This window comes from Paenibacillus hubeiensis, assembly GCF_032334105.1.
Lineage (GTDB): Bacteria > Bacillota > Bacilli > Paenibacillales > Paenibacillaceae > Paenibacillus > Paenibacillus hubeiensis.
The window spans coordinates 104,383-130,321 of sequence record NZ_JAVYAE020000013.1 but is presented as its reverse complement, the minus strand read 5'-3'; the positions used below and the strand labels follow the sequence as shown (position 1 = coordinate 130,321).

24 protein-coding genes, 1 tRNA gene and 1 other RNA gene are annotated in these 25,939 nt (G+C 47.9%); 24 read left to right on the top strand and 2 right to left on the bottom strand.

What is annotated here, in order from left to right:
- The first annotated feature begins 57 nt into the window (after nt 1-57).
- The 3 genes from RSX24_RS25335 (at nt 58) to RSX24_RS25325 (ending at nt 2,709) form a co-directional block, all read left to right on the top strand.
- Complete coding sequence (locus RSX24_RS25335) at nt 58-327, top strand: HPr family phosphocarrier protein (RefSeq protein ID WP_236420381.1); 270 nt, start codon at nt 58-60, stop codon at nt 325-327.
- A 147-nt stretch (nt 328-474) separates the two neighbouring features.
- Nucleotides 475-1,230 carry an SIMPL domain-containing protein gene (locus RSX24_RS25330; protein WP_343262113.1) on the top strand — a complete coding sequence of 252 codons (756 nt, stop codon included), beginning with the start codon at nt 475-477 and terminating at the stop codon, nt 1,228-1,230.
- A 381-nt stretch (nt 1,231-1,611) separates the two neighbouring features.
- Nucleotides 1,612-2,709: a PdaC/SigV domain-containing protein gene (locus RSX24_RS25325; protein WP_236420379.1), complete on the top strand. Its 1,098-nt coding sequence runs from the start codon at nt 1,612-1,614 to the stop codon at nt 2,707-2,709.
- Nucleotides 2,710-3,152: 443 nt separating this feature from the next.
- Here the strand turns inward: RSX24_RS25325 and clpP are convergent, their stop codons facing one another.
- Entirely contained in the window at nt 3,153-3,749 is a 597-nt protein-coding gene (clpP, locus tag RSX24_RS25320; RefSeq protein ID WP_290371490.1) for an ATP-dependent Clp endopeptidase proteolytic subunit ClpP, read from the bottom strand.
- Nucleotides 3,750-3,927: 178 nt separating this feature from the next.
- Nucleotides 3,928-4,002 (bottom strand) — tRNA-Arg (locus RSX24_RS25315).
- Between the two features lie 437 nt (nt 4,003-4,439).
- Between RSX24_RS25315 and RSX24_RS25310 the strand changes: the two genes are divergently transcribed.
- The 21 genes from RSX24_RS25310 (at nt 4,440) to RSX24_RS25210 (ending at nt 25,929) form a co-directional block, all read left to right on the top strand.
- A complete protein-coding gene (locus RSX24_RS25310; RefSeq protein ID WP_236420378.1) occupies nt 4,440-5,465 on the top strand; it encodes a sugar-binding transcriptional regulator in 1,026 nt (341 codons plus the stop codon).
- A 110-nt stretch (nt 5,466-5,575) separates the two neighbouring features.
- Nucleotides 5,576-6,583 (top strand): type I glyceraldehyde-3-phosphate dehydrogenase, encoded by a 1,008-nt coding sequence (gene gap, locus RSX24_RS25305; RefSeq protein ID WP_236420377.1) that lies wholly within the window; start codon nt 5,576-5,578, stop codon nt 6,581-6,583.
- Between the two features lie 152 nt (nt 6,584-6,735).
- Nucleotides 6,736-7,917, top strand: a complete 1,182-nt coding sequence (locus RSX24_RS25300) for a phosphoglycerate kinase (protein WP_236420376.1) — start codon at nt 6,736-6,738, stop codon at nt 7,915-7,917.
- 33 nt (nt 7,918-7,950) lie between these two features.
- Entirely contained in the window at nt 7,951-8,703 is a 753-nt protein-coding gene (gene tpiA, locus RSX24_RS25295) for a triose-phosphate isomerase (RefSeq protein ID WP_343262112.1), read from the top strand.
- A gap of 1 nt (nt 8,704) precedes the next feature.
- The gene (gene gpmI / locus RSX24_RS25290; protein WP_343262111.1) at nt 8,705-10,249 is read left to right on the top strand and encodes a 2,3-bisphosphoglycerate-independent phosphoglycerate mutase; all 1,545 of its coding nucleotides are present in this window, start codon (nt 8,705-8,707) and stop codon (nt 10,247-10,249) included.
- A gap of 225 nt (nt 10,250-10,474) precedes the next feature.
- Nucleotides 10,475-11,761 (top strand): phosphopyruvate hydratase, encoded by a 1,287-nt coding sequence (gene eno, locus RSX24_RS25285; protein ID WP_236420373.1) that lies wholly within the window; start codon nt 10,475-10,477, stop codon nt 11,759-11,761.
- A gap of 184 nt (nt 11,762-11,945) precedes the next feature.
- Nucleotides 11,946-12,179, top strand: a complete 234-nt coding sequence (gene secG, locus RSX24_RS25280; RefSeq protein ID WP_236420372.1) for a preprotein translocase subunit SecG — start codon at nt 11,946-11,948, stop codon at nt 12,177-12,179.
- A 534-nt stretch (nt 12,180-12,713) separates the two neighbouring features.
- Complete coding sequence (gene rnr, locus RSX24_RS25275; RefSeq protein ID WP_343262110.1) at nt 12,714-15,440, top strand: ribonuclease R; 2,727 nt, start codon at nt 12,714-12,716, stop codon at nt 15,438-15,440.
- Between the two features lie 285 nt (nt 15,441-15,725).
- Entirely contained in the window at nt 15,726-16,208 is a 483-nt protein-coding gene (gene smpB / locus RSX24_RS25270) for an SsrA-binding protein SmpB (protein WP_236420370.1), read from the top strand.
- Between the two features lie 292 nt (nt 16,209-16,500).
- Nucleotides 16,501-16,865: a transfer-messenger RNA gene (ssrA, locus tag RSX24_RS25265) on the top strand.
- 286 nt (nt 16,866-17,151) lie between these two features.
- Complete coding sequence (locus RSX24_RS25260; RefSeq protein ID WP_236420369.1) at nt 17,152-18,057, top strand: ABC transporter ATP-binding protein; 906 nt, start codon at nt 17,152-17,154, stop codon at nt 18,055-18,057.
- A gap of 26 nt (nt 18,058-18,083) precedes the next feature.
- A complete protein-coding gene (locus RSX24_RS25255) occupies nt 18,084-18,827 on the top strand; it encodes an ABC transporter permease (RefSeq protein ID WP_343262109.1) in 744 nt (247 codons plus the stop codon).
- Complete coding sequence (locus RSX24_RS25250) at nt 18,828-20,000, top strand: sensor histidine kinase (RefSeq protein ID WP_343262108.1); 1,173 nt, start codon at nt 18,828-18,830, stop codon at nt 19,998-20,000.
- Nucleotides 20,001-20,606 carry a response regulator transcription factor gene (locus tag RSX24_RS25245; protein WP_343262107.1) on the top strand — a complete coding sequence of 202 codons (606 nt, stop codon included), beginning with the start codon at nt 20,001-20,003 and terminating at the stop codon, nt 20,604-20,606. It abuts the gene before it with no gap.
- Between the two features lie 399 nt (nt 20,607-21,005).
- On the top strand, nt 21,006-21,206 hold the full coding sequence (locus RSX24_RS25240; protein ID WP_236420365.1) for a cold-shock protein: 201 nt from the start codon (nt 21,006-21,008) through the stop codon (nt 21,204-21,206).
- Between the two features lie 79 nt (nt 21,207-21,285).
- A complete protein-coding gene (locus tag RSX24_RS25235) occupies nt 21,286-21,498 on the top strand; it encodes a cold-shock protein (protein ID WP_236420364.1) in 213 nt (70 codons plus the stop codon).
- 28 nt (nt 21,499-21,526) lie between these two features.
- Nucleotides 21,527-21,604 carry a YjcZ family sporulation protein gene (locus RSX24_RS25230; RefSeq protein ID WP_343262127.1) on the top strand — a complete coding sequence of 26 codons (78 nt, stop codon included), beginning with the start codon at nt 21,527-21,529 and terminating at the stop codon, nt 21,602-21,604.
- A 397-nt stretch (nt 21,605-22,001) separates the two neighbouring features.
- The gene (locus RSX24_RS25225) at nt 22,002-22,730 is read left to right on the top strand and encodes a YheC/YheD family protein (RefSeq protein WP_343262106.1); all 729 of its coding nucleotides are present in this window, start codon (nt 22,002-22,004) and stop codon (nt 22,728-22,730) included.
- 42 nt (nt 22,731-22,772) lie between these two features.
- Nucleotides 22,773-23,672 (top strand): phosphoenolpyruvate mutase, encoded by a 900-nt coding sequence (gene aepX, locus RSX24_RS25220; protein ID WP_343262105.1) that lies wholly within the window; start codon nt 22,773-22,775, stop codon nt 23,670-23,672.
- Entirely contained in the window at nt 23,669-24,832 is a 1,164-nt protein-coding gene (gene aepY / locus RSX24_RS25215) for a phosphonopyruvate decarboxylase (RefSeq protein ID WP_343262104.1), read from the top strand. The genes aepX and aepY overlap by 4 nt, the downstream gene beginning before the upstream one ends.
- Nucleotides 24,829-25,929: a 2-aminoethylphosphonate aminotransferase gene (locus tag RSX24_RS25210; RefSeq protein WP_343262103.1), complete on the top strand. Its 1,101-nt coding sequence runs from the start codon at nt 24,829-24,831 to the stop codon at nt 25,927-25,929. Before aepY ends, RSX24_RS25210 begins: the two co-directional genes overlap by 4 nt.
- Nucleotides 25,930-25,939 lie beyond the last annotated feature (10 nt).

The following is a 25,939-nucleotide window of genomic DNA, read 5'->3' as shown; positions in this document are numbered from 1 at the left end:
GCTATAAATATAATTGTGTATTTAATGTCCAGATTTCCTATAGGGGGGTAAGTTTATATGACAAAGCACCCGGTAGTAGTCCGTTTGAAAACGGGTCTCCATGCCAGACCTGCTGCATTGTTCGTTCAAGAAGCGAATAAGTATTCTTCTGAAGTGTTTGTTGAGAAAGAAGACAAGAAAGTTAACGCGAAAAGCATTATGGGGATCATGAGCCTTGCGATCAGCACTGGTACGGAAATCCAAATTAGTGCCGAAGGCGCGGACGCCGAACAGGCTGTAAACGCTTTAGTTAGCCTGGTAAGCAAGGAAGAGCTTGAGAACCAATAAGATAGCCTGAACGTAGGAAGAGGCCCCGAAAGGGGCTTTTTTTTGCGTTTAAGGGGATTGTCCTGCAACATTTTGGCAGTCGCTTCGTCTGTAGAAGTATCAAACCGATTCTGAAATGAAATAGTATACTTCGAGGAGGCTATTGTGATGGGTAAAACGTGGTTGAAACCGCTGGCTGTGGTAATGGTGGCAGGGACGTTGATGGTAGGAGGAACGGCTTGGGTAGCGCCTGGAAGTTATGCTTACGCAGCCGAGGTACAAGGAATACAGCAAAACACCATTAACGTTGTGGGTAAAGGCGAAATTCAGGTGAAGCCTGACGTGGCGTATTTGTCGATCGGCGTGAGCAGCACGGCAGAGACGGCTGCATCGGCGCAGAAAGCGACGGCTGCCAAAATCAACAAAGTGATCAACCTGTTGAAAAACACGTGGAAAATCAGTGCGGACGACATTAAAACCGATCAATTCTATGTACAACCAAACTACACGTATTCGGAGAAAGACGGGCAAAAAGTTAAAGGATATACGGCATACCACACGCTCTCCGTAACGTATCGCGAACTGGACAAGGTGGGTGAGCTGCTGGATGATGCTTCCCAAGCAGGCGCGAACAGCATCGACAACATCCGTTTCACGGTAGAGAGCCCGGAGAAATACGAAGCTCAAGTCATTGAAAAAGCTGTGGCCAATGCCGACGTAAAAGCTGCGGCGATCGCAAAAGCAGTCAAACGCCAACTGGGCTCGGTATTGTCCGTAACGCAAGGCGATGCGGTAGCTCCAGTATTGTATGCGACGGAAAGCTCCTTTTCCAAATCAAGCGCGGATGCTGAAGCAGGCACGGCTGTTGAAACAGGTCTGGTAAAAGTGAATACGACACTGAGCATTACGTATGAAATGAAATAGGAATTTCACACTAGGTAGGCCATTTTATGGACCATCGCTTCGGAAGCAGAATTCCGGAAGTTATGGTCCATTTATGTTGTTCGGAGGTGGTCGGACCGTTATCCTTCGAAAAATAACAGTGAGGGTTATCCTAGAAGGAATAGTTGTAAGAAGCTGCTGGATGTTGTGGGAAGTAATCCGGTCCATTGGTATCGTTTTTGTGCGTTTGTTCGTGACAAAATATTCATGAACGGCGTCCGGATCGAACAATATTGTAACTCGGGATGTAAACCTTTCCTGAATAGGGTTAATTATAATGAAGAGGTGAGCGTATGAGATATACGGTTCATCATTACATACGCAATATAACTCGATGGGATCATGGGAGAGGAGTTTTTATATATGACATCTTTGAAAAAATGGACAAGTGCGTTGTTGGCGGCAGGCGTAATGTTGGGAGGCAGCTCGGTATGGCTGGACCATTCCGTTCAGGCGGCATCGGTGACCTCGAAGGTATCAGCTCCTGCTGAAGTAACGTTGAAATCCGGCGGAAAAACACTCTCGCAAAAAGGGCTTCTGCAAAACGGTTCTACGTGGGTTTCCCTTACAGCCGTGAAAGATGTAGCGGGCGGCACGCTTAAATATGATGCAAAGAAGAAAGAGTATTCCCTCTCGGCAGCTAATAATACAATGAGAATCGTTAAATCGGATGGCGAGAACATCGTTTATGTCAATGACTACTATACGCCGGTGGAAGCGAAGCTGATTCAAGGTCGTTTGTACATTCCGTTCTCTGCCATGAGAGATTATCTGGGCGTACAGGGTGATTGGGATGTCAAAACCAAAACACTGACCCTGAGCAAAGTGAAGCAAAACAACATCGTTGTTAAATCGGCAACAACGAAAGTAACGTTGAAAAACGCCACGGTGGATATTAAGTACCCTCAGGTGAGCGGGCTGGCCAATGCGAACGCCGAAAAGGCGATCAATAAAGTGCTGAAGGACGAATCCGACGCGTTTGTGGCAAGCTTCAAAAATCAGGTTAAAGAAATCGGGGCGCCTGAAGCCAACCGCCCATACGGCTTCCAAAGCTCGTATGTGGTTACTTATAATGAAAACGGCGTGCTTGGGCTGATTACCGAACGTTATGAAGATTATGCGGGCGCACATGGCATGACGACTCGCACCGGTCATACGTTTGCGTTAGACACGGGCAAGGCATTGAGCCTCGATGACGTGCTGCAAAACAATGCTTCCATGCGTCAGACGATCGGCAAAAAGGTAGGGGAACAACTGAAAGCGCTGGGTGGTTACCTCGATGGCTACAAAGGATTGAACAAGGATCAGGATTTCTATGTAACGCCTACGGGCATCGTGGTCTTCTTCCAACTGTATGAGTACACGGCGTATGCGCAAGGATTCCCGGAATTCCCGTTTACGTACAAAGAAATCCTGCCGAAGGGCAGCGAGCCATTCAGCAATGTAAGTGCGGATAAATAAGTAGGCAGATCGTATGATGCGATTCGGTCATGTGTGAGTGAGTTGAATCGAATGTGAGATAAGGAGAAGGGCATTGGTTGCCGAACAGAAATGTTTGGTGGCCAGTGCTCTTTTTTTGAGGAACTTCATACACCTTATCGGTTCCAAAAACAGCTGGTTAAAATTCTAATGAACATCAGGATCGCTATTATGGTGAATTTTACTTTAAAGGTGATTTACTGGGTGAATAACGTGCCTCAGGTTCATTAAAGTTCTGTAAGGGCGAAATATCGGCGAATAACGTGTGTGAGGTTCGTAAGATATCACCTTTGTAAAAACGCATCAACTATGCGAAAAGGGCGTCTCCGTCACGTTGTTCACGTGCGGGGCGCCCTTTTGTTGGATCGTCTGTCAGCAAAATGCGACAAGTCGATCTTTAACGATTATAGATGTGGCACTGCGGCTTATACGCCTTGTGCACCTACGTTTTCGATAACTTTATCTACGATACCGTATTCTGCAGCTTCGGCAGCAGTCATGAAGTAGTCGCGGTCGGTGTCTTTCTCGATGCGCTCCAGCGGTTGGCCTGTGCGCTCGGCAATGATGCGGTTCAAGGTATCGCGCATTTTCAGGATGCGGCGTGCGCGAATCTCGATGTCGGAGGCTTGGCCTTGTGCTCCGCCCAGCGGTTGGTGGATCATGATTTCGCTGTTCGGCAGCGCGAAACGTTTGCCTTTGGCGCCAGCGTTGAGCAGGAACGCGCCCATGGATGCCGCCATACCCACACAGATGGTCGATACATCTGGTTTAATAAACTGCATCGTGTCATAGATCGCCATACCGGCTGTAATGGATCCGCCAGGGCTGTTGATGTATAAGTGAATGTCTTTCTCCGGATCTTCCGCAGTCAGGAACAGCATCTGTGCAATGATAGAGTTTGCGACAACGTCATTGACGTCGCTACCAAGGAAGATAATGCGATCCTTCAGCAATCTGGAATAAATGTCATAAGCGCGTTCGCCGCGATTGCTTTGTTCAACGACCATAGGAATGTAACTCACGTGAAAAACCTCCTCGGAAATGTGATGTTAAATTTGGTGGTTATATTTAAACTGTTACCGTATTAACCACATCATAAACAATTTCAATCAAAAAGTCAAAGAAAGTCAAACTAACTTTGAAAAAAAAGAAACCTCTCCGGTTTCACTGGTTAAACAACTTATGAAAGCAAAGTAAAAATGGCGCGCCCGCCAAGAATCGAACTTGGATCTCAGGCTTCGGAGGCCTACGTCATATCCATTGGACCACGGGCGCACAATCAATCAAATATGTGACAGCAATAATGATTATAGCTCATGACCCAATCAATTGCAAGCAGATGATTCGAAAGAAATCGTTTGGAATGTGCCGAAAATGATCATGCTGAAAATATGCGGATAAAGAACTGCTTTCGGTACATGCTATAAGAGGTTTGTTGATGTGCGGTCTCCTGGTTTGCAAGGGCGATATATAGATGGGAAAGCAGCCGATCTTCTATATATAGTATGCCGAATGCGGACTACAAGTTGCCGTGGCAGGATTGTGAAAAATTGCGCGTGAAAATGCCCTGAAACGGGATGAAATGGGCCTTTGAAACACTTGCATGTCGCGTCAGTTTTAGGTAGAATATACGTGGGACTTAAAAAGTTAACCCGGGACATTTTAGGGCCATGATATGAGCTTGGAACGAGAAGCTTGCGGGAGTGGAAAGCATGCGAAAGATTTTAGAAGTGCAAAAGCAGCTTCTGCCTGATCTCATGGATGTCTTGAAGAAGAGGTATACGATTCTCCACCAGATCATGTTATCGGATGTGATCGGACGAAGAACGTTAGCCAATTCCATGCAGATGACCGAGCGGGTTCTGAGAGCTGAGACCGATCTGTTGAAGGCTCAGGGACTAATTGAAATCGACAGTGCGGGGATGAAGATCAGCGAGGCGGGGCTTGAGTTGCTGCAGCAATTGGAGCCGGTAGCCAAAGAGCTGTTCGGATTGTCCGAACTGGAAGAACGCATCATGCAAGCCTACGGTCTGCAAAAGGTAGTCGTCGTTCCCGGCGATTCGGATGCCTCACCGCTGGCCAAGCGGGAATTGGGCAAGGCCGGAGCGAAAGCGCTGAGCAGTGTTATGAACGATAATGATGTTGTAGCTGTCACGGGCGGCTCAACGACGGCCGAAGTTGCGGAGCAATTGACGCTGCCGACCTCACTCAAAGGCGTCTGGTTCGTGCCTGCGCGGGGCGGGCTGGGAGAAAGCCTTGAAATTCAGGCCAATACGATTGCATCCACGATGGCAAAGCGGGCGGGAGCACAATACAAACTCCTGCATGTACCGGATTTGCTAAGTGATCACGCTTATGAATCGCTGATTCAGGACCCGAGCGTGCAAGAGATTCTGCAGCTGATCCGCAAATCGCGGATAGTCATTCACGGAATCGGCGATGCCGTGGAGATGGCGCGGAGGCGCAAGCTTGCACCGGAGATCTTAGAAGAGCTCAAGGAGCAAGGGGCAGTATCCGAATCTTACGGTTATTACTTCAACGATCAGGGTGAAGTGGTACATACCATGCTCACTCTGGGCATGCGGCTGCAGGATATCGAAAGGACGGACGTGGTCATCGGCATTGCGGGCGGCGCCAGCAAGGCAGCTGCCATTCATTCGGTGCTCCGGTTCGGCCAGGAAGATATTCTGATCATCGACGAGGCCGCGGCGAAAGTCATCGTCGCCGAGTTGGACTGATTGCTTTTCCTAGTCGTATCGTAATTCAGTTGTCTTGACGGACCTCACCGTCTGTCTTGAATATATAAAGCTTCATACAAAACTAATCAAAACTTGGGAGGAACTTACTCATGATTAAAGTAGGTATTAACGGTTTTGGACGTATCGGTCGTTTGGCATTCCGCCGCATTCAAAATGTAGAAGGCATCGAAGTTGTAGCAATCAACGACTTGACTGACGCTAAAATGCTCGCGCATTTGCTTAAATATGATACAACTCAAGGTCGTTTCGACGGCGAAGTTGAAGTACACGACGGTTTCTTCAAAGTGAACGGCAAAGAAGTTAAAGTTATCGCTAACCGTAACCCAGAAGAACTGCCTTGGGGCGACCTGGGCGTAGACATCGTTCTGGAATGTACTGGTTTCTTCACAACAAAAGAAGCTGCTGAGAAACACCTTAAAGGCGGCGCTAAAAAAGTGGTTATCTCCGCACCAGCTACTGGCGACATGAAAACCATCGTTTACAACGTAAACCATGACATCCTCGACGGTACTGAAACTGTAATCTCCGGCGCATCTTGCACAACAAACTGCCTGGCTCCTATGGCAAAAACACTGCAAGACAAATTCGGAATCGTTCAAGGTTTGATGACTACAATCCACGCTTACACTGGCGACCAAAACACGCTGGATGCTCCGCACCCTAAAGGTGACTTCCGTCGTGCTCGCGCAGCGGCTGAAAACATCATTCCTAACACAACTGGTGCTGCTAAAGCAATCGGTCTGGTTATCCCTGAACTGCAAGGCAAATTGGATGGTGCAGCTCAACGCGTACCAACACCAACAGGTTCCCTGACTGAGCTGGTAACGGTTCTGGAGAAAAAAGTAACGGCTGAAGAAGTTAACGCAGCAATGAAAGAAGCTTCCGATCCGCAAACTTTCGGATACACAGAAGACGAAATCGTATCTTCCGACATCGTGGGCATCACTTTCGGTTCCCTGTTCGATGCAACTCAAACTAAAGTTCTGACTGTGGGCGACCAACAACTGGTTAAAACTGTAGCTTGGTACGACAACGAAATGTCCTACACAGCTCAATTGGTTCGCACATTGGAGCACTTTGCAAAAATGATCAAGTAATATCTGCATCATCATAGAGCGGAAACAGAGCTATTGTTGTTTCCGCTCTTTATCTATCAACCTTTTGCAAATTTCTCAAAAACACCGGCATGAACAGGGCTATTCTGGCCCCATGATCATGCACAAAATACATGGGTGCGGAGGAACGACCAATGAACAAAAAAAGTGTACGCGATATCGAATTGAACGGTAAAAAGGTATTTGTACGTGTAGATTTCAATGTGCCGCTCGAAGATGGTAAAATTACAGATGACAAACGTATTCGCGAAACCCTGCCTACGATCAACTACTTGATCGAAAAAGGCGCAAAGGTTATTTTGGCGAGCCACCTGGGACGTCCAAAAGGCGAAGTTGTCGAGTCCATGCGTCTGACTCCGGCTGCCGAGCGCTTGTCCGAACTGCTGGGCAAACCGGTAGTCAAAGCTGACGATTCGATCGGTGAAGCTGTAAAAGCGCAAGTTGCCGAACTGAAAAACGGCGACGTTCTGCTGCTTGAAAACGTGCGTTTCCACGCTGGCGAAGAGAAAAACGATCCGGAATTGGCAAAAGCGTTTGCCGAGCTGGCTGACGTATTCGTCAACGATGCATTTGGCGCGGCGCACAGAGCACACGCTTCCACAGAAGGCATCGCTCACCTGCTGCCAGCCGTATCCGGCTTGCTGATGGAGAAAGAACTGGAAGTTTTGGGTAAAGCATTGTCCAACCCTGACCGTCCTTTCACGGCGATTATCGGCGGTTCCAAAGTAAAAGACAAAATCGATGTCATCGACAACCTGCTTAACATCGCAGACAACGTAATCATCGGTGGCGGCCTGTCCTACACATTCATGAAGGCACAAGGCTTTGAAGTGGGTCAATCCCTGCTCGACGAGTCCAAACTGGACGTTGCTCTGGGCTTCATCGAAAAAGCAAAAAAACTGGGCAAAAACTTCTACCTGCCGGTGGATATCGTGATCTCCGATGACTTCAGCGCAAATGCTAACACTAAGATCGTTGAAGTAGGCGACATCCCTGCGGATTGGGAAGGAATCGACATCGGTCCTAAAACGCGCGAGATTTACGCTGACGTGATCAAAAACTCCAAACTCGTTGTTTGGAACGGACCAATGGGCGTATTTGAAATCGAGCCATTCTCCCACGGTACTCGTGCGGTAGCGGAAGCATGCGCAACAACAGACGCTTACACTGTAATCGGTGGCGGAGACTCTGCTGCAGCGGCTGAGAAATTCAAGCTGGCTGACAAAATGGACCACATCTCCACAGGTGGCGGTGCCTCCCTCGAATTCATGGAAGGCAAACAGCTTCCAGGCGTAGTTGCATTGAACGACAAGTAAGCTTTAAGCTATAGCATGAAGGAGTTGAAACAGATGAGAACACCAATTATCGCAGGTAACTGGAAAATGTTCAAAACGGTTTCCGAGTCTACTGACTTCATTCAGGAAGTCAAAGGCAAAGCAGAGGTTGATGGCGTTGAAACGGTCATTTGTGCGCCTTTTACCAATCTGCCAGCCCTCGTCGAAGCCGTTAAAGGAACAAACATTAAAATCGGTGCCCAAAATCTTCACTTCGAAGACAACGGTGCATTCACAGGCGAAATCAGCGGCGTTATGCTGAAAGACCTCGGCGTGGACTATGTGATCATCGGCCACTCGGAGCGTCGTCAATATTTCGCGGAAACCGATGAGACGGTCAACAAAAAGATGCATGCCGCATTCCGTCACGGATTGACTCCAATCTTCTGCCTTGGTGAGACGCTTGAAGAGCGCGAAGCGGATCAAACGAAAGACGTTTGCAAAGTGCAAACCGAAGCTGCTTTTGCAGGTCTTTCCGCTGAGCAAGCAGCTCAAGTGGTTATCGCTTATGAGCCAATCTGGGCGATCGGTACAGGCAAATCCTCCACTTCCCAAGATGCGAATGAAGTTATTGCTTACATCCGCAGCCTCGTGAAGGATCTGTACAACGAGAAGGTTGCTGATGCAGTCCGCATTCAATACGGCGGCAGCGTTAAACCTGAGAACGTAACAGAATACCTCGGACAAAGCGACATCGATGGTGCGCTCGTTGGCGGTGCCAGCCTGCAGCCAGCTTCGTTTATCGCGCTTGTTGAGGGGGCGAAGTAAGATGACAGCACCAAAACCGGTAGCATTGATCATCATGGACGGTTTCGGACTCCGTAACACGGTGGAAGGTAATGCCGTGGCACAAGCCAACAAACCGAACTACGACAAATACATGAGCAAATACCCTCACACCACGCTTACCGCTTGCGGCGAAGCTGTTGGTTTGCCTGAAGGGCAAATGGGTAACTCCGAGGTAGGCCATTTGAATATCGGTGCAGGCCGCATCGTATATCAAGACTTGACCCGGATTTCGAAGTCCATTCGCGAAGGCGAGTTTTTCGAAAACGAAACGCTCGTCAAAGCGGTGCGCGAAGCAAAGCAAAACGGCAGAAAACTGCACCTGTATGGCCTGTTGTCCGATGGCGGCGTACATAGCCACATCGATCACCTGTTTGCTATGCTGGACCTGGCCAAAAAAGAAGGAATGAATGACGTGTACATTCATGCTTTCATGGATGGTCGCGACGTTATGCCGGATAGCGGTAAAGACTTCATGAAAAAACTGATCGCCAAAATCGAAGAGGTTGGTATCGGACAAATCGCAACGGTCCAAGGCCGTTATTATGCGATGGACCGCGACAAACGTTGGGAGCGCGTGGAGAAATCCTATCGTGCCATCGTTTATGGCGAAGGTCCGCAGTATACTGACCCGCTCAAAGCGGTCGAAGAATCGTACGAAAAATCCGTGTTCGACGAATTTGTTGAACCAACGGTCATCGTCAAAGCGGACGGTCAACCGGTAGGTCTCGTGGAAAGCGGCGACTCCGTCGTATTCCTCAACTTCCGTCCTGACCGCGCGATCCAGTTGTCGCAGGTATTCACCAACAAGGATTTCCGCGGTTTCGATCGTGGACCGAAATTCCCTGAAGGCCTGCACTTTGTGTGCTTGACATTGTTCAGCGAGACAGTGGATGGTTTTGTGGCTTACGAGCCGAAAAACTTGGACAACACGCTGGGCGAAGTTCTCGTACAGCAAGGCAAAAAACAGCTGCGCATTGCAGAAACCGAAAAATATCCTCACGTAACGTTCTTCTTCAGCGGCGGCCGCGATGTGGAGCTTCCAGGCGAAACTCGCGTGCTGATCAACTCGCCGAAGGTCGCAACATACGACCTGAAGCCGGAGATGAGCGCTTATGAAGTGGCTGACGCAGCGGTGCGTGAGATTGAATCGGATAAACACGATGCGATCATCCTGAACTTTGCCAACCCTGACATGGTCGGACACTCCGGTTTGCTGGAGCCTACCATCAAGGCGGTTGAAGCGACAGATGAATGCATGGGCCGCGTCGTTGAAGCTGTTCTTGCCAAAGGCGGCGTTGTGCTGATCACGGCTGACCATGGTAACGCGGATATGGTATTTGACGAGCAGGGACGTCCGTTCACTGCACATACAACCAATCCGGTTCCGTTCATCGTAACGGACGAAAACGTAACGCTGCGCGAAGGCGGAATTTTGGCGGATATCGCGCCAACGATTCTCGACCTGATGCAGCTGCCAAAACCGGAAGAAATGACGGGAACATCCGTCATCGCTGCCCGCAAGTAATTTTTCTATGAGACGTGTGAAGTTTGCACAATGAACGGAGGAAGCAGAAATAGCCTGGAGAAGCGAAGCGGTCGCCTTTATCACATGATTTCAACTTATGAAAATAAGATCAAAGAAATCAGGGGATAATTAGCGATCGGAAGGCGATTCTGCGGACGTAGCGAATCAGTGCAAACGTAAGTGGGTCCCAAATAAAAATTCCAACTACAAAGGAGATTATCACTCATGACTATCATTTCTGACGTGTACGCTCGCGAGGTCCTCGATTCCCGCGGTAACCCTACTGTTGAGGTTGAAGTATATCTGGAGTCCGGCGCAATCGGACGCGCAATCGTTCCATCCGGTGCTTCCACTGGTGCCCACGAAGCTGTTGAGCTTCGCGATGGCGACAAATCCCGTTACATGGGTAAAGGCGTTCTGCAAGCGGTTAAGAACGTAAACGAAATCATTGCTCCAGAAGTAATCGGCATGGACGCTCTGGATCAACTGGGTATCGACAAATTGATGATCACTTTGGATGGTACGCCAAACAAAGGAAAATTGGGTGCTAACGCAATCCTGGCTGTATCCATGGCTGTAGCTCGCGCGGCTGCCGATGCTCTGGACCTGCCATTGTACGTATACCTGGGCGGATTCAACGCTAAAGCACTTCCAGTACCAATGATGAACATCATCAACGGTGGTGAGCATGCTGACAACAACATCGACGTTCAAGAGTTCATGGTTCTTCCTGTTGGAGCACCAAGCTTCAAAGAAGCTCTTCGCGTAGGCGCAGAAATCTTCCACAACCTGAAATCCGTTCTGAGCTCCAAAGGCCTGAACACAGCTGTAGGTGACGAAGGCGGCTTCGCACCGAACCTGAAGTCCAACGAAGAAGCAATCACGACAATCATCGAAGCTATTGAAAAAGCAGGTTACAAACCAGGCGTTGACGTATTCCTGGGTATGGACGTAGCTTCCACAGAGTTCTACAAAGATGGTAAATACACATTGGCTGGCGAAGGCAAATCCTATACTTCCGCTGAGTATGTTGACCTTCTGGCTTCTTGGGTTGATAAATACCCAATCATCACGATCGAAGACGGTATGTCCGAAGACGACTGGGAAGGTTGGAAATTGCTCACTGAGAAATTGGGTGACAAAGTACAACTCGTTGGTGACGACTTGTTCGTAACGAACACTGAGCGTCTGGCTCAAGGTATCGAAAAAGGAATCGGTAACTCCATCCTGATCAAAGTGAACCAAATCGGTACATTGACTGAAACGTTCGATGCGATCGAAATGGCTAAACGTGCAGGATACACAGCGGTTATCTCCCACCGTTCCGGTGAGTCCGAAGATAGCACAATCGCTGACATCGCGGTTGCTACTAACGCTGGACAAATCAAAACAGGTGCACCTTCCCGTACAGACCGTATCGCGAAGTACAACCAATTGCTCCGCATCGAAGACCAACTGGGCGAATTGGCTCAATACAATGGTCTCAAAGGTTTCTACAACCTCAAAAAATAAGTTGTCTTGCGACAACTCCAGGGCAAGCCGGGTCACCGGCTTGCCTGTTTTTGTTCACCGAACAGCGCTCAGTAGCAGGATCGCTTGGGCTTATCCACTTGTGTCGCGCGATTAGCTATGCTACAATTAAACTAACTGTTTTTATGTTGAGATGTTATGCCCACAGGAGTAGGAGGTGGAAAGAATGGATATAGCTTTGAAATTGCTGCTCGTTGTGTTTTCGATCGGTCTGATCACTGTTGTATTGCTGCAGCACGGGAAAAGCGCAGGTCTGGCGGGTGCCATCTCCGGTGGTGCGGAACATCTTTTCGGTAAAACGAAAGCGCGCGGACTCGATCTTTTCTTGCAACGTGCAACGATTGTATTTGGTGCAGGATTCATGATTCTTGCTGTTGCGGTAACGTTTATTTTGAAATAAGAAGTAGACTTGCTGTAAGTTAGGCAATGGACGATTGAATGACAAAACCTTCGTTTCGACAGGAACGGAGGTTTTTTTGTAACCATCGTTAGTGGAATTTTTTTCTTGAACCTGCGTCTATACAGTGGTTTAGTGTTATTAATGCTGAACTTTTCAAAAGATCCGATCCCCTGTGTTGGGTGAGCGCTCCTTTTAATTCCCTCCGCACGCTCTTATCGTATTCCCCGCTTAACATGTATCGACCGAATTTATGTTGATCATGGTTTTTCGTTGATGTACCATCGTTTATGAATATTTTGGTGACCATGATACGGAACGTTTGCAGTCATCTATGCAGGATGTAACCGCTTTGAATGCACAACGGCAGGACGGGGTTAATTTTGCGGAGCACGGATGGGCCGGATTAAATTCGTGTATACTAGGGTATGTGATAAGTGAGGACAACTGCTCGAATTGCATAAAATCCGCGAGGATTCCGATACATACAATAAAGCAAAACAGATTACACTCTTATGTTTCCCGAGGTGAAAATTAATGATTACTGAACAACAACTGCTCGACTTCATGCGGGAAACCGCTTATAAACCGATGACTTATCAGGAGCTGGAACAGCACTTTCAGATCGAGGACGCGGCTGATTTCAAGGATTTTCTGGTTATGCTGAACAAGCTGGAGGATTCCGGGCAAATTTTGCTTACGCGCAGTAACCGATATGGCGTGCCGGAACGCATGAATTTGGTGCGGGGACGTCTGCAGGCCCATGCCAAAGGGTTTGCGTTCCTGATTCCGGAAGATAAGGATCACCCGGATGTATACATTCATGCCAACGATATGAAAAGTGCAATGAACGGAGATATCGTATTGGTCAAAGTAACGTCTCAGGGACCGGCTGGGGGACGTTTGGAGGGCGAGATTATCCGGATCGTGACACGTGCGATTACGCAGGTGGTTGGCGTGTTCCAAAGCCAAGAAGTATATGGATTTGTTATTCCGGATGATAAAAGAATCAATCGCGACATTTTCATTCCCCGCACCAATTTCGGCGGAGCCGTTGATGGGCAGAAGGTTGTCGCGAAAATTGTAAGCTACCCGGAAGGCCGTGCTGCGGCAGAGGGCGAGATTATCGAAGTTCTTGGCCATAAAGACGATCCGGGCATCGACATTTTGTCGGTCATTCGCAAACATCAGCTGCCGGAGGCTTTTCCAGACGAAGTGATGGAGGAAGCGGAGAACGCGCCGGAAACCATTACGGACGAAGAGATTTTGCAGCAGGGACGCCGCGATTTGCGTGGTCTCAACATCGTGACGATCGACGGCGAGGATGCCAAAGACTTGGACGATGCGGTCAACGTGGAAAGACTGCCTAACGGCAATTACCGCTTAGGTGTTCATATCGCCGATGTCGGATATTACGTGCGCGAAAATTCCAAGCTGGATCAGGAAGCCTACAACCGCGGATGCAGCGTGTATTTGGTGGACCGGGTTATTCCGATGCTGCCGCATCGCCTGTCCAACGGGATTTGCAGCTTGAACCCGCAGGTAGATCGCTTGACGCTTTCGTGCGAAATGGAATTCAACGACCAGATGAAGGTTGTGAAGCATGACATATTCACGAGCGTCATCAAGACGAAGGAACGCATGACATATAAGAACGTGCGCAAAATCCTGGAGGGGGAAGATCCCGAGCTGCTTGAACGCTACAAGGATTTGGTGGACGATTTCCATTTGATGAAGGAACTCGCACTGAAGCTGCGCGGAATGCGCATGAAACGCGGCGCGGTGGATTTCGACTTTGAGGAATCCAAAATCATCGTCAACGAAGAGGGCAAGCCGGTTGATATCGTGAAACGCGAACGCTCCATTGCCGAGCAAATCATCGAGGAATTCATGCTGGCTGCCAATGAAACGGTGGCAGAGCATTTCCACTGGCTGAAGGTACCGTTTATCTATCGCGTGCACGAAGATCCGGATCAGGAGAAGCTGCAGAACTTTCTGGCTTTTGCGGCCAATTTCGGACATCATGTCAAAGGCCGCGGCAATTCGATTCATCCTCGCGCGCTCCAGTCGCTGCTCGAGGACATCCAGGGCACGAAGGAGCAAACGGTCATCAGCACGATGATGCTTCGTTCGATGAAACAGGCGAAGTACGATGCGGAAATGTCGGGGCACTTCGGTCTCGCGGCCGAATACTACAGCCATTTCACGTCTCCGATTCGGCGTTATCCCGATCTGGTCATTCACCGGGTCATTCGCGAGGTCATCGAAAACGGGGGGATGCTGCCGGAAAACCGTCAAGAGCATCTGGCTGCACGCATGCCGGACATTGCCCAACAGTCATCCGAACGCGAACGCGTAGCGGTCGAGGCCGAGCGGGATACGGAGAAAATGAAGAAAGCCGAATACATGCTCGACAAAGTCGGCGAGGAATTCGACGGCATCATCAGCAGCGTAACCAGCTTTGGCATGTTCATTGAACTGGAAAACACAGTGGAAGGTCTCATTCGCCTCAGTGCCCTGACGGACGATTATTACCACTTTGACGACCAGCATATGGCCTTGATCGGAGAGCGCACTTCCAAGGTATTTCGCATCGGGGATGAAGCTAAAATCCGCGTTGCGCGCGTCAACATGGATGAGTATACGATCGACTTCGAGATGGTGGACATGAAACCACGGCGCGAACGTGACAGCTCCTTTGGCGGACGTGGCGCTGGCGGCAAAGGCGGACGAGGCGGAGGCAAGGGAGGTTCCTTTGGATCCGGCGGATCGCGGGGAGGCAAAGGCGACTTCTCGGGTAAAAACGGCGGCAAGCGGCGTGGCGGTTCCAAATCGGCAGAGTCCGGCCGGAAGGGTGGCGGCGTAGAGGCTGGCGGTGTTTCCGGCAAAGGCGGCGGTAAGCCGAGAGGAGAGCGTCATTCTACAGCGGAAACGAACGGTGGAGCAGCCCGGAGCGCGAATGCCGGAGCGGTAAGTTTCAGTTTTGGTTCGGGTAAAGGCGGATACAGCTCACCTTCGCTGACGACGGAAGGTGGCAGCGGTTCAAGCGAACGCAGCTTCAAGAAATCCGGCAAAGCCGGCGGCAAGAACGGCAAAGCAAGCGGCGGCCGCAAGAAGAAAACGTCGCCGAGCGGCATCTTCATCGGTGAAGCGGCAACGCCGGGAAGCGTGCAGGAAGGTGACGCGCCGCGTCGCAAGCGCAAGAAAAACAAAGGGGCAGCGAACAACGGAACGGCTGCGTTTGTACGCAAAAAGAAAAAGTAATAAGTGAGCCGGGTTAATTCTGCTTTGAGTGGGTCGGTAATGCTTAAGAATGCTTGGTGAGACTGAGAGATCGATGCGGTTGTTGACAGCTTGTTGTTGGGTAGAGAGAAACGGCTGTCCAATCGTGAAAGTCCAGGTTAAGGGGGGGCAGTTAAAGCCTCCCTTTTCTTGATTTTAACCGTCATACTTGCTAAAATTAAGGTCTGACCCGTGGTTTTTAGGCGTAATTGGACGCATTGATCCTGGTTGGATACCGGGGTATTTTTATGAAGAAGGAGTGAGTACATGGGCAAGAATGACGGACAGAACAAAGTGCTTGCACAGAACAAAAAGGCTTCCCATGACTACTTCATTGAAGATACGTATGAAGCGGGCATGGTACTCACCGGAACGGAGATCAAATCTATTCGCAACGGACGTTCCAACATTAGCGATGCATTTGCCACAATCCGTAACGGCGAAATCCACATTCATAACATGCACATCAGCCCATTTGAACAAGGCAATCGGCATAACCCATCCGATCCGACGCGCACGCGCAAGCTATTGCTGCACAAATCGCAGATTCATAAGCTGCTCGGTTTGTCGAAACAGGAAGGATACAGCATCGTGCCTTTGAAGATCTACATCCGTAACGGCTATGCAAAGCTGCTGCTTGGATTGGGTAAAGGGAAGAAGCAATACGACAAACGCGAATCGGCTGCCAAACGGGATGCTCAACGCGATATTCAACGGGCATTGCGCGAGAAGCAGAAGGTGGCTCGTTAACGGGTTAAGCGCTCTGCCCGCTGGCAAACTTTACTTCTTTTTTCGGAAGCGGTATAATAATGAAACGAGTTTCTTGCACTGGTGAGATTGGATAAGCCTGCACATGGTGCAGCCAGATGGATCGCTTTCCAGCAATCTGCACTAGAGCGGTGCTCACTGCTGTGGTAACATAATAAATGTAGCCAGCAGGAATGCCGAGATTCAAAGAGCATGCTTCTCACCTTGGAGGGAAAAGACATGCAGCACCTTTGCTCCGTATTCACGGATTAATCCAGGAGCCCTTCTTTATTGAGGGGGCGTTTATGGATTCGACGGGGATAGTTCGAGCATGGGTAGCGGGTAGTGGGGACGCGTCCGCTTCATCAACGCTAAAGCCAATTAACTGGCAAACAACAAAACAACTACGCTTTCGCAGCTTAATAACCTGTGAGCGTGCTCTCGCTCTGTATCGCCCATGTACCGGGATGAGGGCTCAACTTTAGTGGGATACGCTGTCACATCTCCGCCTGGGGTGTGCTGAAGAAGACAATCAGGCTGACCTTTGACGAAGCCGGTTACGGGGCGTCGGCTTAGGTGACATCAAAACTGTGACTACACCCGTAGAAGCTTATGTGGCGTTATCTTCGGACAGGGGTTCGACTCCCCTCGCCTCCATACAAAAAAACCACAATCGCATGCGATTGTGGTTTTTTGCTGTGTTCGATTAAAAGTATAAAATCCTTAGCTATAAGTTTGCAAAGCAAGACACCTCACTCAAAGAGTGTCAAATGCACGTTATGCATAAGAAGGGCCTTAGAGGTCCTTCTTTTTTGCTCTCGCTCTTTATTTTCTGACATTTGTCATAACCGGCTTGTGACAACCCACACTAATTGAATCTCGCGCTTTTTCAATATAATGAGGACATCAGGTAACGAAAGAAAAAATTAGCGGAGGTCAGGACAAAATGACAAAAGCCATTGAATGTATAAATCTAGTAAAGAAATTCGGCGATTACTGCGCTGTTGATCATATGAATCTGTCGTTTGAGAAAGGTCAAATAACCGCATTGCTCGGACCGAATGGGGCGGGTAAGACAACAACCATTTCTATGATCCTCGGAATGATCAAGCCAACATCAGGAGAAGTCAGGGTCTTGGGGGTTCCGTCTGGAACAAAGGAATTACGGCAGCGCGTCGGAGCGCTTATGCAGGATGTTAAAGCAGCAGATGGACTTACGGTGAAAGAAGTGCTTCAATTGTTCCGCAGTTATTATCGTAATCCGATGTCGCTCGAGCGATTGTTAGATATTTCGGGTCTCCACGCGGATCAGAAACGACGCGCATCCTCGCTGTCTGGAGGACAACGCCGTAGATTAGCTTTCGCCCAAAGCTTGGCGGGAAATCCAGAGCTTCTCCTGCTTGATGAACCAACCGTCGGAATGGATATCGAGGCTCGTGGCCGCTTTTGGGACACTATCCAAGCGCTGGCAAGTGACGGACGTACGGTGCTCTTAACTACACATCATTTAGATGAAGCGGATGCTGTCGCAGATCACATCGCAGTCATCGCCAGTGGACAGGTTGTTGCGGAAGGGACTCCAGCACGTTTAAAGGCTCAAACAGCACTTAGAACCGTTTCATTTCGAGCGGCGAACGCGCCAGCTGAGCAGGAATGGCTCACATTACCTGGTGTAGAAAAGGCAGAATGCAACGGCGAGCGAATTCGCCTATATGCTCAAGAGACCGATGTATTGTTACTTAAACTGATGCAGTCTGAATGGGGAATTTCCGATATTGATATACAATCGGCCAGCTTAGAAGATACATTCCGAAGTCTTACAGGCTCAAATAAACAAGCGATTATACGATAAAAAAACATTTTTAGGAGGAGACAGCTATGTTACATATGTTTGTTGCCCAGACCAAAGCAGAAAGTTTGCGAATTATCCGCAGTCCATTTTTCTTACTTTTCTCCATTGCGATGCCGCTTGCTTTCTACTTTTTATTTGCGAGTATGAATGGGGTAGATAAATCGATTCAATCCACAACTTGGGGCGTCTTTTCATTAATGTCAATGACTGCATTCAGTTTGATTGGTACAGCCGTATCTCAATTCGGTATCCGTCTATCGTTCGAGCATCAAGACGGGTGGGTACGCCTGTTGAAGCTGACTCCACTATCTCCTGCAGTCTGGATTGGGAGCAAAATTGTATCGCAAATGGCAGTTCACTTGATCGTTATTGTGGTTATATTTTTATCTGCTGGTCTTGTTCATGATATACAATTGACAGCCGGGCAATGGATTTTATGCGGATTATGGTTATGGATTGGAAGCATATCTTTTCTGGCGCTTGGTGCATTGTTAGGAACGCTTAAAAATGCGAATACCTCCGTTGCCATCGGAAATGTATTACAGATGGGACTTGCCATTGTGGGAGGGCTTTGGATGCCGCTTAGTACTTTGCCAAGTTGGATGGGCTCGGTCGGGGAATGGCTTCCATCTCACCGTTACGCCAATGGGGCATGGAATATGATCGCCGGGGAAAATCCAGCAAGTATTGATTTCATAATCTTGACAGGATGCGGTCTCTTCTTTATGCTACTATCAATCTATATATATAATCGACGGGATGCGGTCTAATTGAATAGAGAAAAGTGGCGTCTCTTTCCAAAATCGGAAGGGGTCGCTCCTTATATTTTGTTAACAAATTTAATGATACCCATGTACTTTTTACTTTATGAGCCATCAAGTATACAGTGGCTTGGCTTTGTTCTGTTAGGCATATTCGTTCTATCGTTTCGACAATCCTACTTTTATACAAAGTGGGCCACGCCAATATTGATCGTTCAGGTGGGAATACTTCTAATTTTAGCAGGTGTATTTCACCCTATGTATACGTTTATAGGTTTTATGATAGCTGCTCCGCTGAGCAAACAAAAGCTGCCGATATTACTCCCCATAACGATCGTTTTCACTGTAGCTATGGGATTTATCGCTGTTCCTTACTTGGAACGGATGGGCAGCCTAATATGGATAGGGCTGGTGCCTATGTTTGGCATCTGTATTCTGCCATATATTATTCGAACATCGACTCGCTTTCAACAGAAGTCTGCGCGGCTGCGGGCAGAAACGGCTGAACGAATGGCACAGCAGGAGGAGCGCCAGCGGATCGCGCGTGAATTACATGATACGTTGGGACATACGCTGTCATTAATCGCACTAAAAGGGGAGGTCGTTGAGAAGTTGGTCAATCGTAATCCCGAGAGAGCGATTGAAGAGGCTCGTGAAATACGAGAAACGGCACGCGCAGCCTTGAAACAAATGCGTGAATTGGTTACGGAGATGAAAGTTACTTACTTCGCTGACGAATATAAGCATGCTGTATCGTTATGTTCAGCTGCAGGCATACCGCTTTTATTTCAATATCAATCGATTTCAGATCCCGGACCTTCTAATGTAGGGCCGGAGGACGCTTTAGTAAACAGTCAGCTTCCTTTAACACCCTTGCAGGAGACGATTTTGGCGATGTGTTTTCGCGAGACGATTACAAATGTGGTTCGACATAGCCGAGCAACAAGTTGCAACGTTCTTCTCGACATTCAGGAAGGGGAGGTTCGTGTATCTGTACGTGATGACGGTATTGGGGCAGATACGGAACAATTCTATACTAGCAGTAATGGCCTCGCCGGATTACGGCAACGGTTGGTTATGATCGACGGACGTATGTCGCTGTCTTCGTCCCCAGGCAAGGGGACGGAAGTCACCTTACATATACCTAGGGTAATACGAAATGAAAAGGTAGGTAGAGCTTAGATGATTCGTATTGTTTTGGCAGAAGATCAAAAGTTATTAAGGGGAGCGCTGGCAACGTTACTCTCGTTAGAAGATGATATTGAAGTAGTCGGTCAAGCTGAAAATGGGGAAGAAGTGATGTCCATGATCCAGCAATATGAACCAGATGTAGCTGTTCTGGATATTGAGATGCCACTGAAAACCGGGTTAGATATTGCGGAATTGATTCAAAAAAATAAGTCCGCTTGTCGTGTCATCATCTTGACGACATTCGCGCGTCCCGGATATTTCCAGCGGGCGATGCAGGCAGGAGTTTATGGATATCTACTTAAAGATACGGGCAGCGATGAGCTGGCTGATGCGATTCGTCGGGTCCATGATGGGAAACGTGTCATCAATTCGGAATTATCCCTCGCGGTATGGGATGATCCATGTCCATTATCACCCAGGGAGCGTGAAGTCATGAAGTTGGCTGCCCAAGGCTTAGTTCTTCAAGATATTGGAGCACAGCTGTTTCTATCCTATGGAACGGTACGGAACTACATGTCCGACGCGATTGGGAAGCTCGGGGCAAATACACGGATCGAGGCAATAGATATCGCGCGCAGCAAAGGATGGCTGGATTGAGGAGAACTGCGAGGTATGGAGGTAAGCGGATCGCCCCACTCAAGGGATGATGCGGCCAGCCCATAGAGAGCTTTAGAAGCTCTCCTTTTTTATGACCGCAACTTAGCATACCGTAACCTAATCCATACACTCCGGCGAATTGTGGTTTTACATAGCCAAGGTTTGCCTCCATATGTAGTCAGTGTCGTACTGCAAGATAGGTGAGGAGCAATTAAACGAAAGCAAAGACAAAACAAACTTGTAAATCAGCTCCAGTTGTGTTAGAGTTAGTTCATTGGAATTTCGACCTAAGATCACATATTGTAGAGGGTTAGATTTTGATTATGTAGCCTTGTACAATATGTGATTTTTTTTGAATTCGAAGATCATGTAAAAATAAAAATATGGAGGTAATGGATCATGGCACAAGGAACAGTAAAGTGGTTTAATGCAGACAAAGGCTTTGGTTTTATCGAGGTTGAAGGCGGAGACGACGTATTTGTACACTTCAGTGCAATTGTTAGTGACGGCTTCAAATCTTTGGATGAAGGTCAAAGAGTTGAATTTAGTGTAGTACAAGGCAATCGAGGCCCACAGGCCGAGAATGTTGTTAAACTGTAAAGCTGTAGTAGAAGGTCCCGGCACTTAGTGTTGGGACTTTTTTTTCGCCATTATTCCAGAAGAGAAAGAGGGATGCTGTTTGTACTATTCAAGGAAAAGACTGATGATTGATCTTCCAGAGGAAATGACAACGATATGGTCATGCACCAATGAAAAGTGCAACGGATGGATGAGGGATAACTTTGTCTTTTCGATTCAACCCGTTTGTGGCCAGTGTAATTCCTTCATGGAGAAGAGTGAGAAAATGCTGTCTATTTTAGCTAATACAAGTCCTAATCAGACGAAGCACTAATAGTGAGGACCAGTGACATCACAATGGAATGTTTACCAGTGTTGGTGTCATTCTCGTGCTCTTTATTCTGCTTGTTATTGTAAGCCGTACTTGGGGCGTTTACTGATTTATTTACATTGTATGCGTAGTCAAATTATTGCGAAACAATGTAAGGCTTTATACAAACAAATGCTCTTTTTGTTGGGGGATGAACATGCCCTATTGCCTCCATATGTAGTATTAGAAAAAGCGACCGTCACTGGTTGCTTTTTTTGCATCTTCGGATGATCAAGTAGGTACGCAATGTTCCTTAGTCATTTCGACCAATTCCTCAAATGCGTATTGTGGTTTGCCATCGGATATGATTTCTCCCATGTCTCGTTGTTTGGTTTTTATCGACAACCGTTAGTAAACCTCTGCGAACACCCATTTAATTTTTTCCCCCACTGGTATTCGTCTATACAGCAGTGAAGTTTGATGAATATGCTCTTGTATCTGAAACCCAAGGGAAGAGGTGAATATCAATGGCAATTGGGAAAATGAAGAAGTACAGGGAAATGTTAAGGAATCCTGTCTTGCGTCCACATTTGCCTGAAACTCATCGGATGACGAAATCAAGGACCTTAAGGATGCTGAAAACCCATTCATCCCTCTTTATAAAACCTAATCACGGGAGCGGCGGTAGCGGAATCATCCGAGTCAAGAGACTAAGAAGGGGATTTGAGGTACGGTGCGGCTCAAGTCGGAAAATGGTTCGACGTTCCTCAGTCCTCAAAGCGATTCATTCTTACCGGAAATCAAAGCATCGGTATTTGGTGCAGAAAGGCCTGCGATTAGCGAAGTATCATGGGGTGATCTTTGATATCCGTGTATACCTGCAGAAGCCAAAGAATCATTGGATGATTGCGGGTATGGTCGCCCGTGTTGCCGCACCTCATAAGTTTGTGACCAATTATCATAAAGGGGGGCATGCCAAATCTTTGCGAAGGGTCCTCTTAAGTATTTTCAAGCATAACCATACCAAAGCGAATGCCTATTATCGCAGAATAAAAAAACTATCCATTTCCATCGCCAAAACAGTGAATAAACGGCATTCTACTCATGAATTAGGGGTAGATATTGCCATAGATAGGAAGGGCCGGCTTTGGATCATTGAAGCTAATTCTCATCCGGGCCATATGTTGTTTACTCAACTCTCCGATCGCAGAATGATCAGGACGATTATGGCAAACAAACGATCCATGAGGATATAAGCTCCATATTGATGATTGCAATGGGAAGGGGAAAAGTTTCAAATGAAAAAAACAAAGGAGCTTAGAAACCTGATCAACTCCGATAAGCTGGGGTTTATTATGGAGGCTCATAATGGCCTGTCTGCCAAAATTGTTGAGGAGGCAGGTTTTAAAGGGATTTGGGCCAGCGGTTTATCGATCTCTGCGGCGATGGGAGTAAGGGATAATAACGAAGCCTCCTGGACTCAGGTGCTGGATGTTCTGGAATTCATGAGCGACGCAACGTCCATTCCGATTCTAATGGATGGGGATACAGGATACGGTAACTTCAATAATGCAAGACGCCTGGTCAAAAAGCTGGAGCAGCGGGATATTGCAGGGGTATGTATTGAAGATAAGCAATTTCCGAAAATGAACTCTTTCATAAACGGCCAATTGCAGCCAATGGCCGATATCGATGAATTTTGCGGCAAAATCAAGGCGATGAAAGATACGCAAATGGACGATGATTTTTTGGTTGTAGCCAGAGTAGAGGCATTTATTACGGGCAGAGGGCTTGACGAGGCGCTGCGGCGGGCTGAAGCATACCGGAAGGCAGGTGCCGATGCGGTGCTCATCCACAGCAAACGGCCGGATATTATGGAGATTGAGGCGTTCATGAAGGAATGGGCGGGAAGATTACCCGTAGTCATCGTGCCTACGAAGTATTACTTGACTCCAACCGACAAGTTTCGGGAACTGGGGATTAGCCTTGTCATTTGGGCCAACCATAATTTGAGATCATCCATCAAAGTCATGAAACAAGTATCCCGCAAAATTTATCAGGAAGAGAGCCTTGCCCATATCGAAAAAGATGTTGCAACACTGGAAGAAGTATTCGGGCTTCAAGGGGCAGAGGAACTGCAAGCCGCGGAACAAAAATATCTCCCGGCGCCGAACTCCGGCTCGAATGAGGGAATATGATGGACACGAGAATTTTTGGAGAAGAGCTCCGTAATTTAGGATTTACCTTTTTCAGCGGTGTACCCTGCTCCTACCTGAAAAATTTAATCAATTATGCCATCAACGAAACCGATTACGTTGCAGCGGCCAATGAAGCGGATGCGGTTGCCATCGCATCCGCTGCTTCTCTAGGAGGGCAGAAATCCGTTGTACTTATGCAAAACTCAGGGTTAACCAACGCTGTTTCGCCGCTATCTTCCTTGATCCACCCCTTTCGAATTCCACTGCTTGGGTTTGTCAGCCTTCGCGGAGAGCCGGGTGTTCCCGACGAGCCTCAACATGAACTTATGGGCAGGATCACGACACAGCTGCTGGAATTGATGGAGGTGGAGTGGCAGTATCTCTCCAAAGATTTGGAGGAGGCCCGGAAGCAGCTGATTCACGCCAATGAGCAAATTGCCCGGAATCGACCGTTCTTCTTTGTAGTCAAGAAAGGGACCTTTGACGTAGAGCCTTTGAAAAAGCTACAAAACGCCACTCATTCCAACCAGATCATACGTCATGCCCATAAAGACAATCAGATGCCGGCACGATATGAGGCATTAGCCGTAATCAATGCGGTGAAAGACAGGGACACGGTACAGCTTGCTACCACAGGCAAGACAGGACGGGAATTATATGAAATTGAAGATGCAGGCAACAATCTGTATATGGTGGGCTCTATGGGGTGTATCGGTTCTTTTGGACTTGGGCTCGCCCTGAGTCAGCCTGGCAAAAATATCGTCGTGATTGACGGAGACGGTTCTTTATTGATGCGTATGGGAAGCTTGGCGACAAATGGGTACTACAACCCGAGCAATATGATTCATATTCTTCTCGATAATAACGCTCACGAATCGACAGGCGGACAGAGCACGGTATCCCATAATGTTGATTTCGTAAACATTGCTGCTTCCTGCGGTTATACGAAGTCGATCCATGTCCACAACCTCGAAGAACTGAAAGCTTGTTTGCAACAATGGAAAGAGTCTAAAGGACTTACTTTCCTGTATTTAAAAATATCCAAGCAGTCCAAGGCACAGCTCGCTCGCCCGAGCATAAAGCCTCACGAAGTAAGAGAACGCCTACAGCGATTTATCCAGAACGATTCCGTAAAGATCAAGGAAGTGGATGGCTCATGAGTTCTGCCGTAAAGAGAAACATTTTGCTGACCCCCGGTCCGGCAACGACTACAGAAAGTGTGAAATGGTCACAGGTCGTTCCGGACATATGCCCTCGCGAGGCTGAATTTGGCGAGGTGATGGAGCATATTTCCATCGAGCTCACCCGCTTGGTTGCGGATCCGGACCATTATCAAACCGTATTGTTTGGCGGGTCGGGCACGGCAGCCGTTGAATCCATGATCAGCTCCGTCCCGGATAACGAAGCCATGATCATTGTCAATAATGGCGCTTATGGGAAACGGATGTGCGAGATCGCCAAGGTCTATGGAATCGATTATTTAGAATTCAGGAGTCCCTTTGATGATGCTATTAATATAGATGCATTAGAGGAGTGCATCCGCTCCTCCGACCGCATGATTTCTCATCTCGCTGTAGTCCATCATGAGACCACAACCGGCCTTCTGAACAAGGTGAAGGATATTGGCTTGTTATGCCAAAAGTATCATATCAACATGATGGTGGACGCGATGAGTTCATTTGCTGCGATCCCGATTCAAATGAAAGAAATGAACATTTCGTTTCTCGCATCAAGTTCCAATAAGAATTTGCAGGGAATGCCCGGGGTTTCGTTCGTGATTGCAGAAAAAAGCAAATTGGATCATTTGAAAGGCAGGAAACCACGAAATTATTATTTGAATTTGTACGCCCAATATCAATATTTCGCTGAAAATGCGCAAATGCGGTTTACACCGCCGGTACAGACTTTGTATGCGCTCAGGCAAGCCATTCAGGAATTAAAGCAGGAAGGCGTGGCACAGCGTTACGATCGATACAAGGCATCCTGGAAAACCTTAATCACTGGTCTGAACAGGCTGGGATTAACCTATCTCGTTCCAGAAGAGCATCATTCCAAGATCATAACCTCCATTCATGAACCTTATGCAGGTTATGATTTTCAATCCATGCATGATTATTTCTACAGCAAAGGCATTATGATTTATCCCGGCAAACTAGATGAACTGAAGACGTTCCGGATTGCCAATATCGGGGATATTACGTCCAAGGATATCGAGGTGTTTTTGGAATTGCTTGAAAATTATTTAGGCAGCATTTAAGTGAACATGA

Bases quoted from the DNA above. Each gene is read 5' to 3' on its own strand.
- RSX24_RS25335 (WP_236420381.1), top strand. From the start codon at position 58: ATGACAAAGCACCCGGTAGTAGTCCGTTTGAAAACGGGTCTCCATGCC.
- RSX24_RS25330 (WP_343262113.1), top strand. From the start codon at position 475: ATGGGTAAAACGTGGTTGAAACCGCTGGCTGTGGTAATGGTGGCAGGG.
- RSX24_RS25325 (WP_236420379.1), top strand. From the start codon at position 1,612: ATGACATCTTTGAAAAAATGGACAAGTGCGTTGTTGGCGGCAGGCGTA.
- RSX24_RS25310 (WP_236420378.1), top strand. From the start codon at position 4,440: ATGCGAAAGATTTTAGAAGTGCAAAAGCAGCTTCTGCCTGATCTCATG.
- gap (WP_236420377.1), top strand. From the start codon at position 5,576: ATGATTAAAGTAGGTATTAACGGTTTTGGACGTATCGGTCGTTTGGCA.
- RSX24_RS25300 (WP_236420376.1), top strand. From the start codon at position 6,736: ATGAACAAAAAAAGTGTACGCGATATCGAATTGAACGGTAAAAAGGTA.
- tpiA (WP_343262112.1), top strand. From the start codon at position 7,951: ATGAGAACACCAATTATCGCAGGTAACTGGAAAATGTTCAAAACGGTT.
- gpmI (WP_343262111.1), top strand. From the start codon at position 8,705: ATGACAGCACCAAAACCGGTAGCATTGATCATCATGGACGGTTTCGGA.
- eno (WP_236420373.1), top strand. From the start codon at position 10,475: ATGACTATCATTTCTGACGTGTACGCTCGCGAGGTCCTCGATTCCCGC.
- secG (WP_236420372.1), top strand. From the start codon at position 11,946: ATGGATATAGCTTTGAAATTGCTGCTCGTTGTGTTTTCGATCGGTCTG.
- rnr (WP_343262110.1), top strand. From the start codon at position 12,714: ATGATTACTGAACAACAACTGCTCGACTTCATGCGGGAAACCGCTTAT.
- smpB (WP_236420370.1), top strand. From the start codon at position 15,726: ATGGGCAAGAATGACGGACAGAACAAAGTGCTTGCACAGAACAAAAAG.
- RSX24_RS25260 (WP_236420369.1), top strand. From the start codon at position 17,152: ATGACAAAAGCCATTGAATGTATAAATCTAGTAAAGAAATTCGGCGAT.
- RSX24_RS25255 (WP_343262109.1), top strand. From the start codon at position 18,084: ATGTTACATATGTTTGTTGCCCAGACCAAAGCAGAAAGTTTGCGAATT.
- RSX24_RS25245 (WP_343262107.1), top strand. From the start codon at position 20,001: ATGATTCGTATTGTTTTGGCAGAAGATCAAAAGTTATTAAGGGGAGCG.
- RSX24_RS25240 (WP_236420365.1), top strand. From the start codon at position 21,006: ATGGCACAAGGAACAGTAAAGTGGTTTAATGCAGACAAAGGCTTTGGT.
- RSX24_RS25230 (WP_343262127.1), top strand. From the start codon at position 21,527: ATGTTTACCAGTGTTGGTGTCATTCTCGTGCTCTTTATTCTGCTTGTT.
- RSX24_RS25225 (WP_343262106.1), top strand. From the start codon at position 22,002: ATGGCAATTGGGAAAATGAAGAAGTACAGGGAAATGTTAAGGAATCCT.
- aepX (WP_343262105.1), top strand. From the start codon at position 22,773: ATGAAAAAAACAAAGGAGCTTAGAAACCTGATCAACTCCGATAAGCTG.
- aepY (WP_343262104.1), top strand. From the start codon at position 23,669: ATGATGGACACGAGAATTTTTGGAGAAGAGCTCCGTAATTTAGGATTT.
- RSX24_RS25210 (WP_343262103.1), top strand. From the start codon at position 24,829: ATGAGTTCTGCCGTAAAGAGAAACATTTTGCTGACCCCCGGTCCGGCA.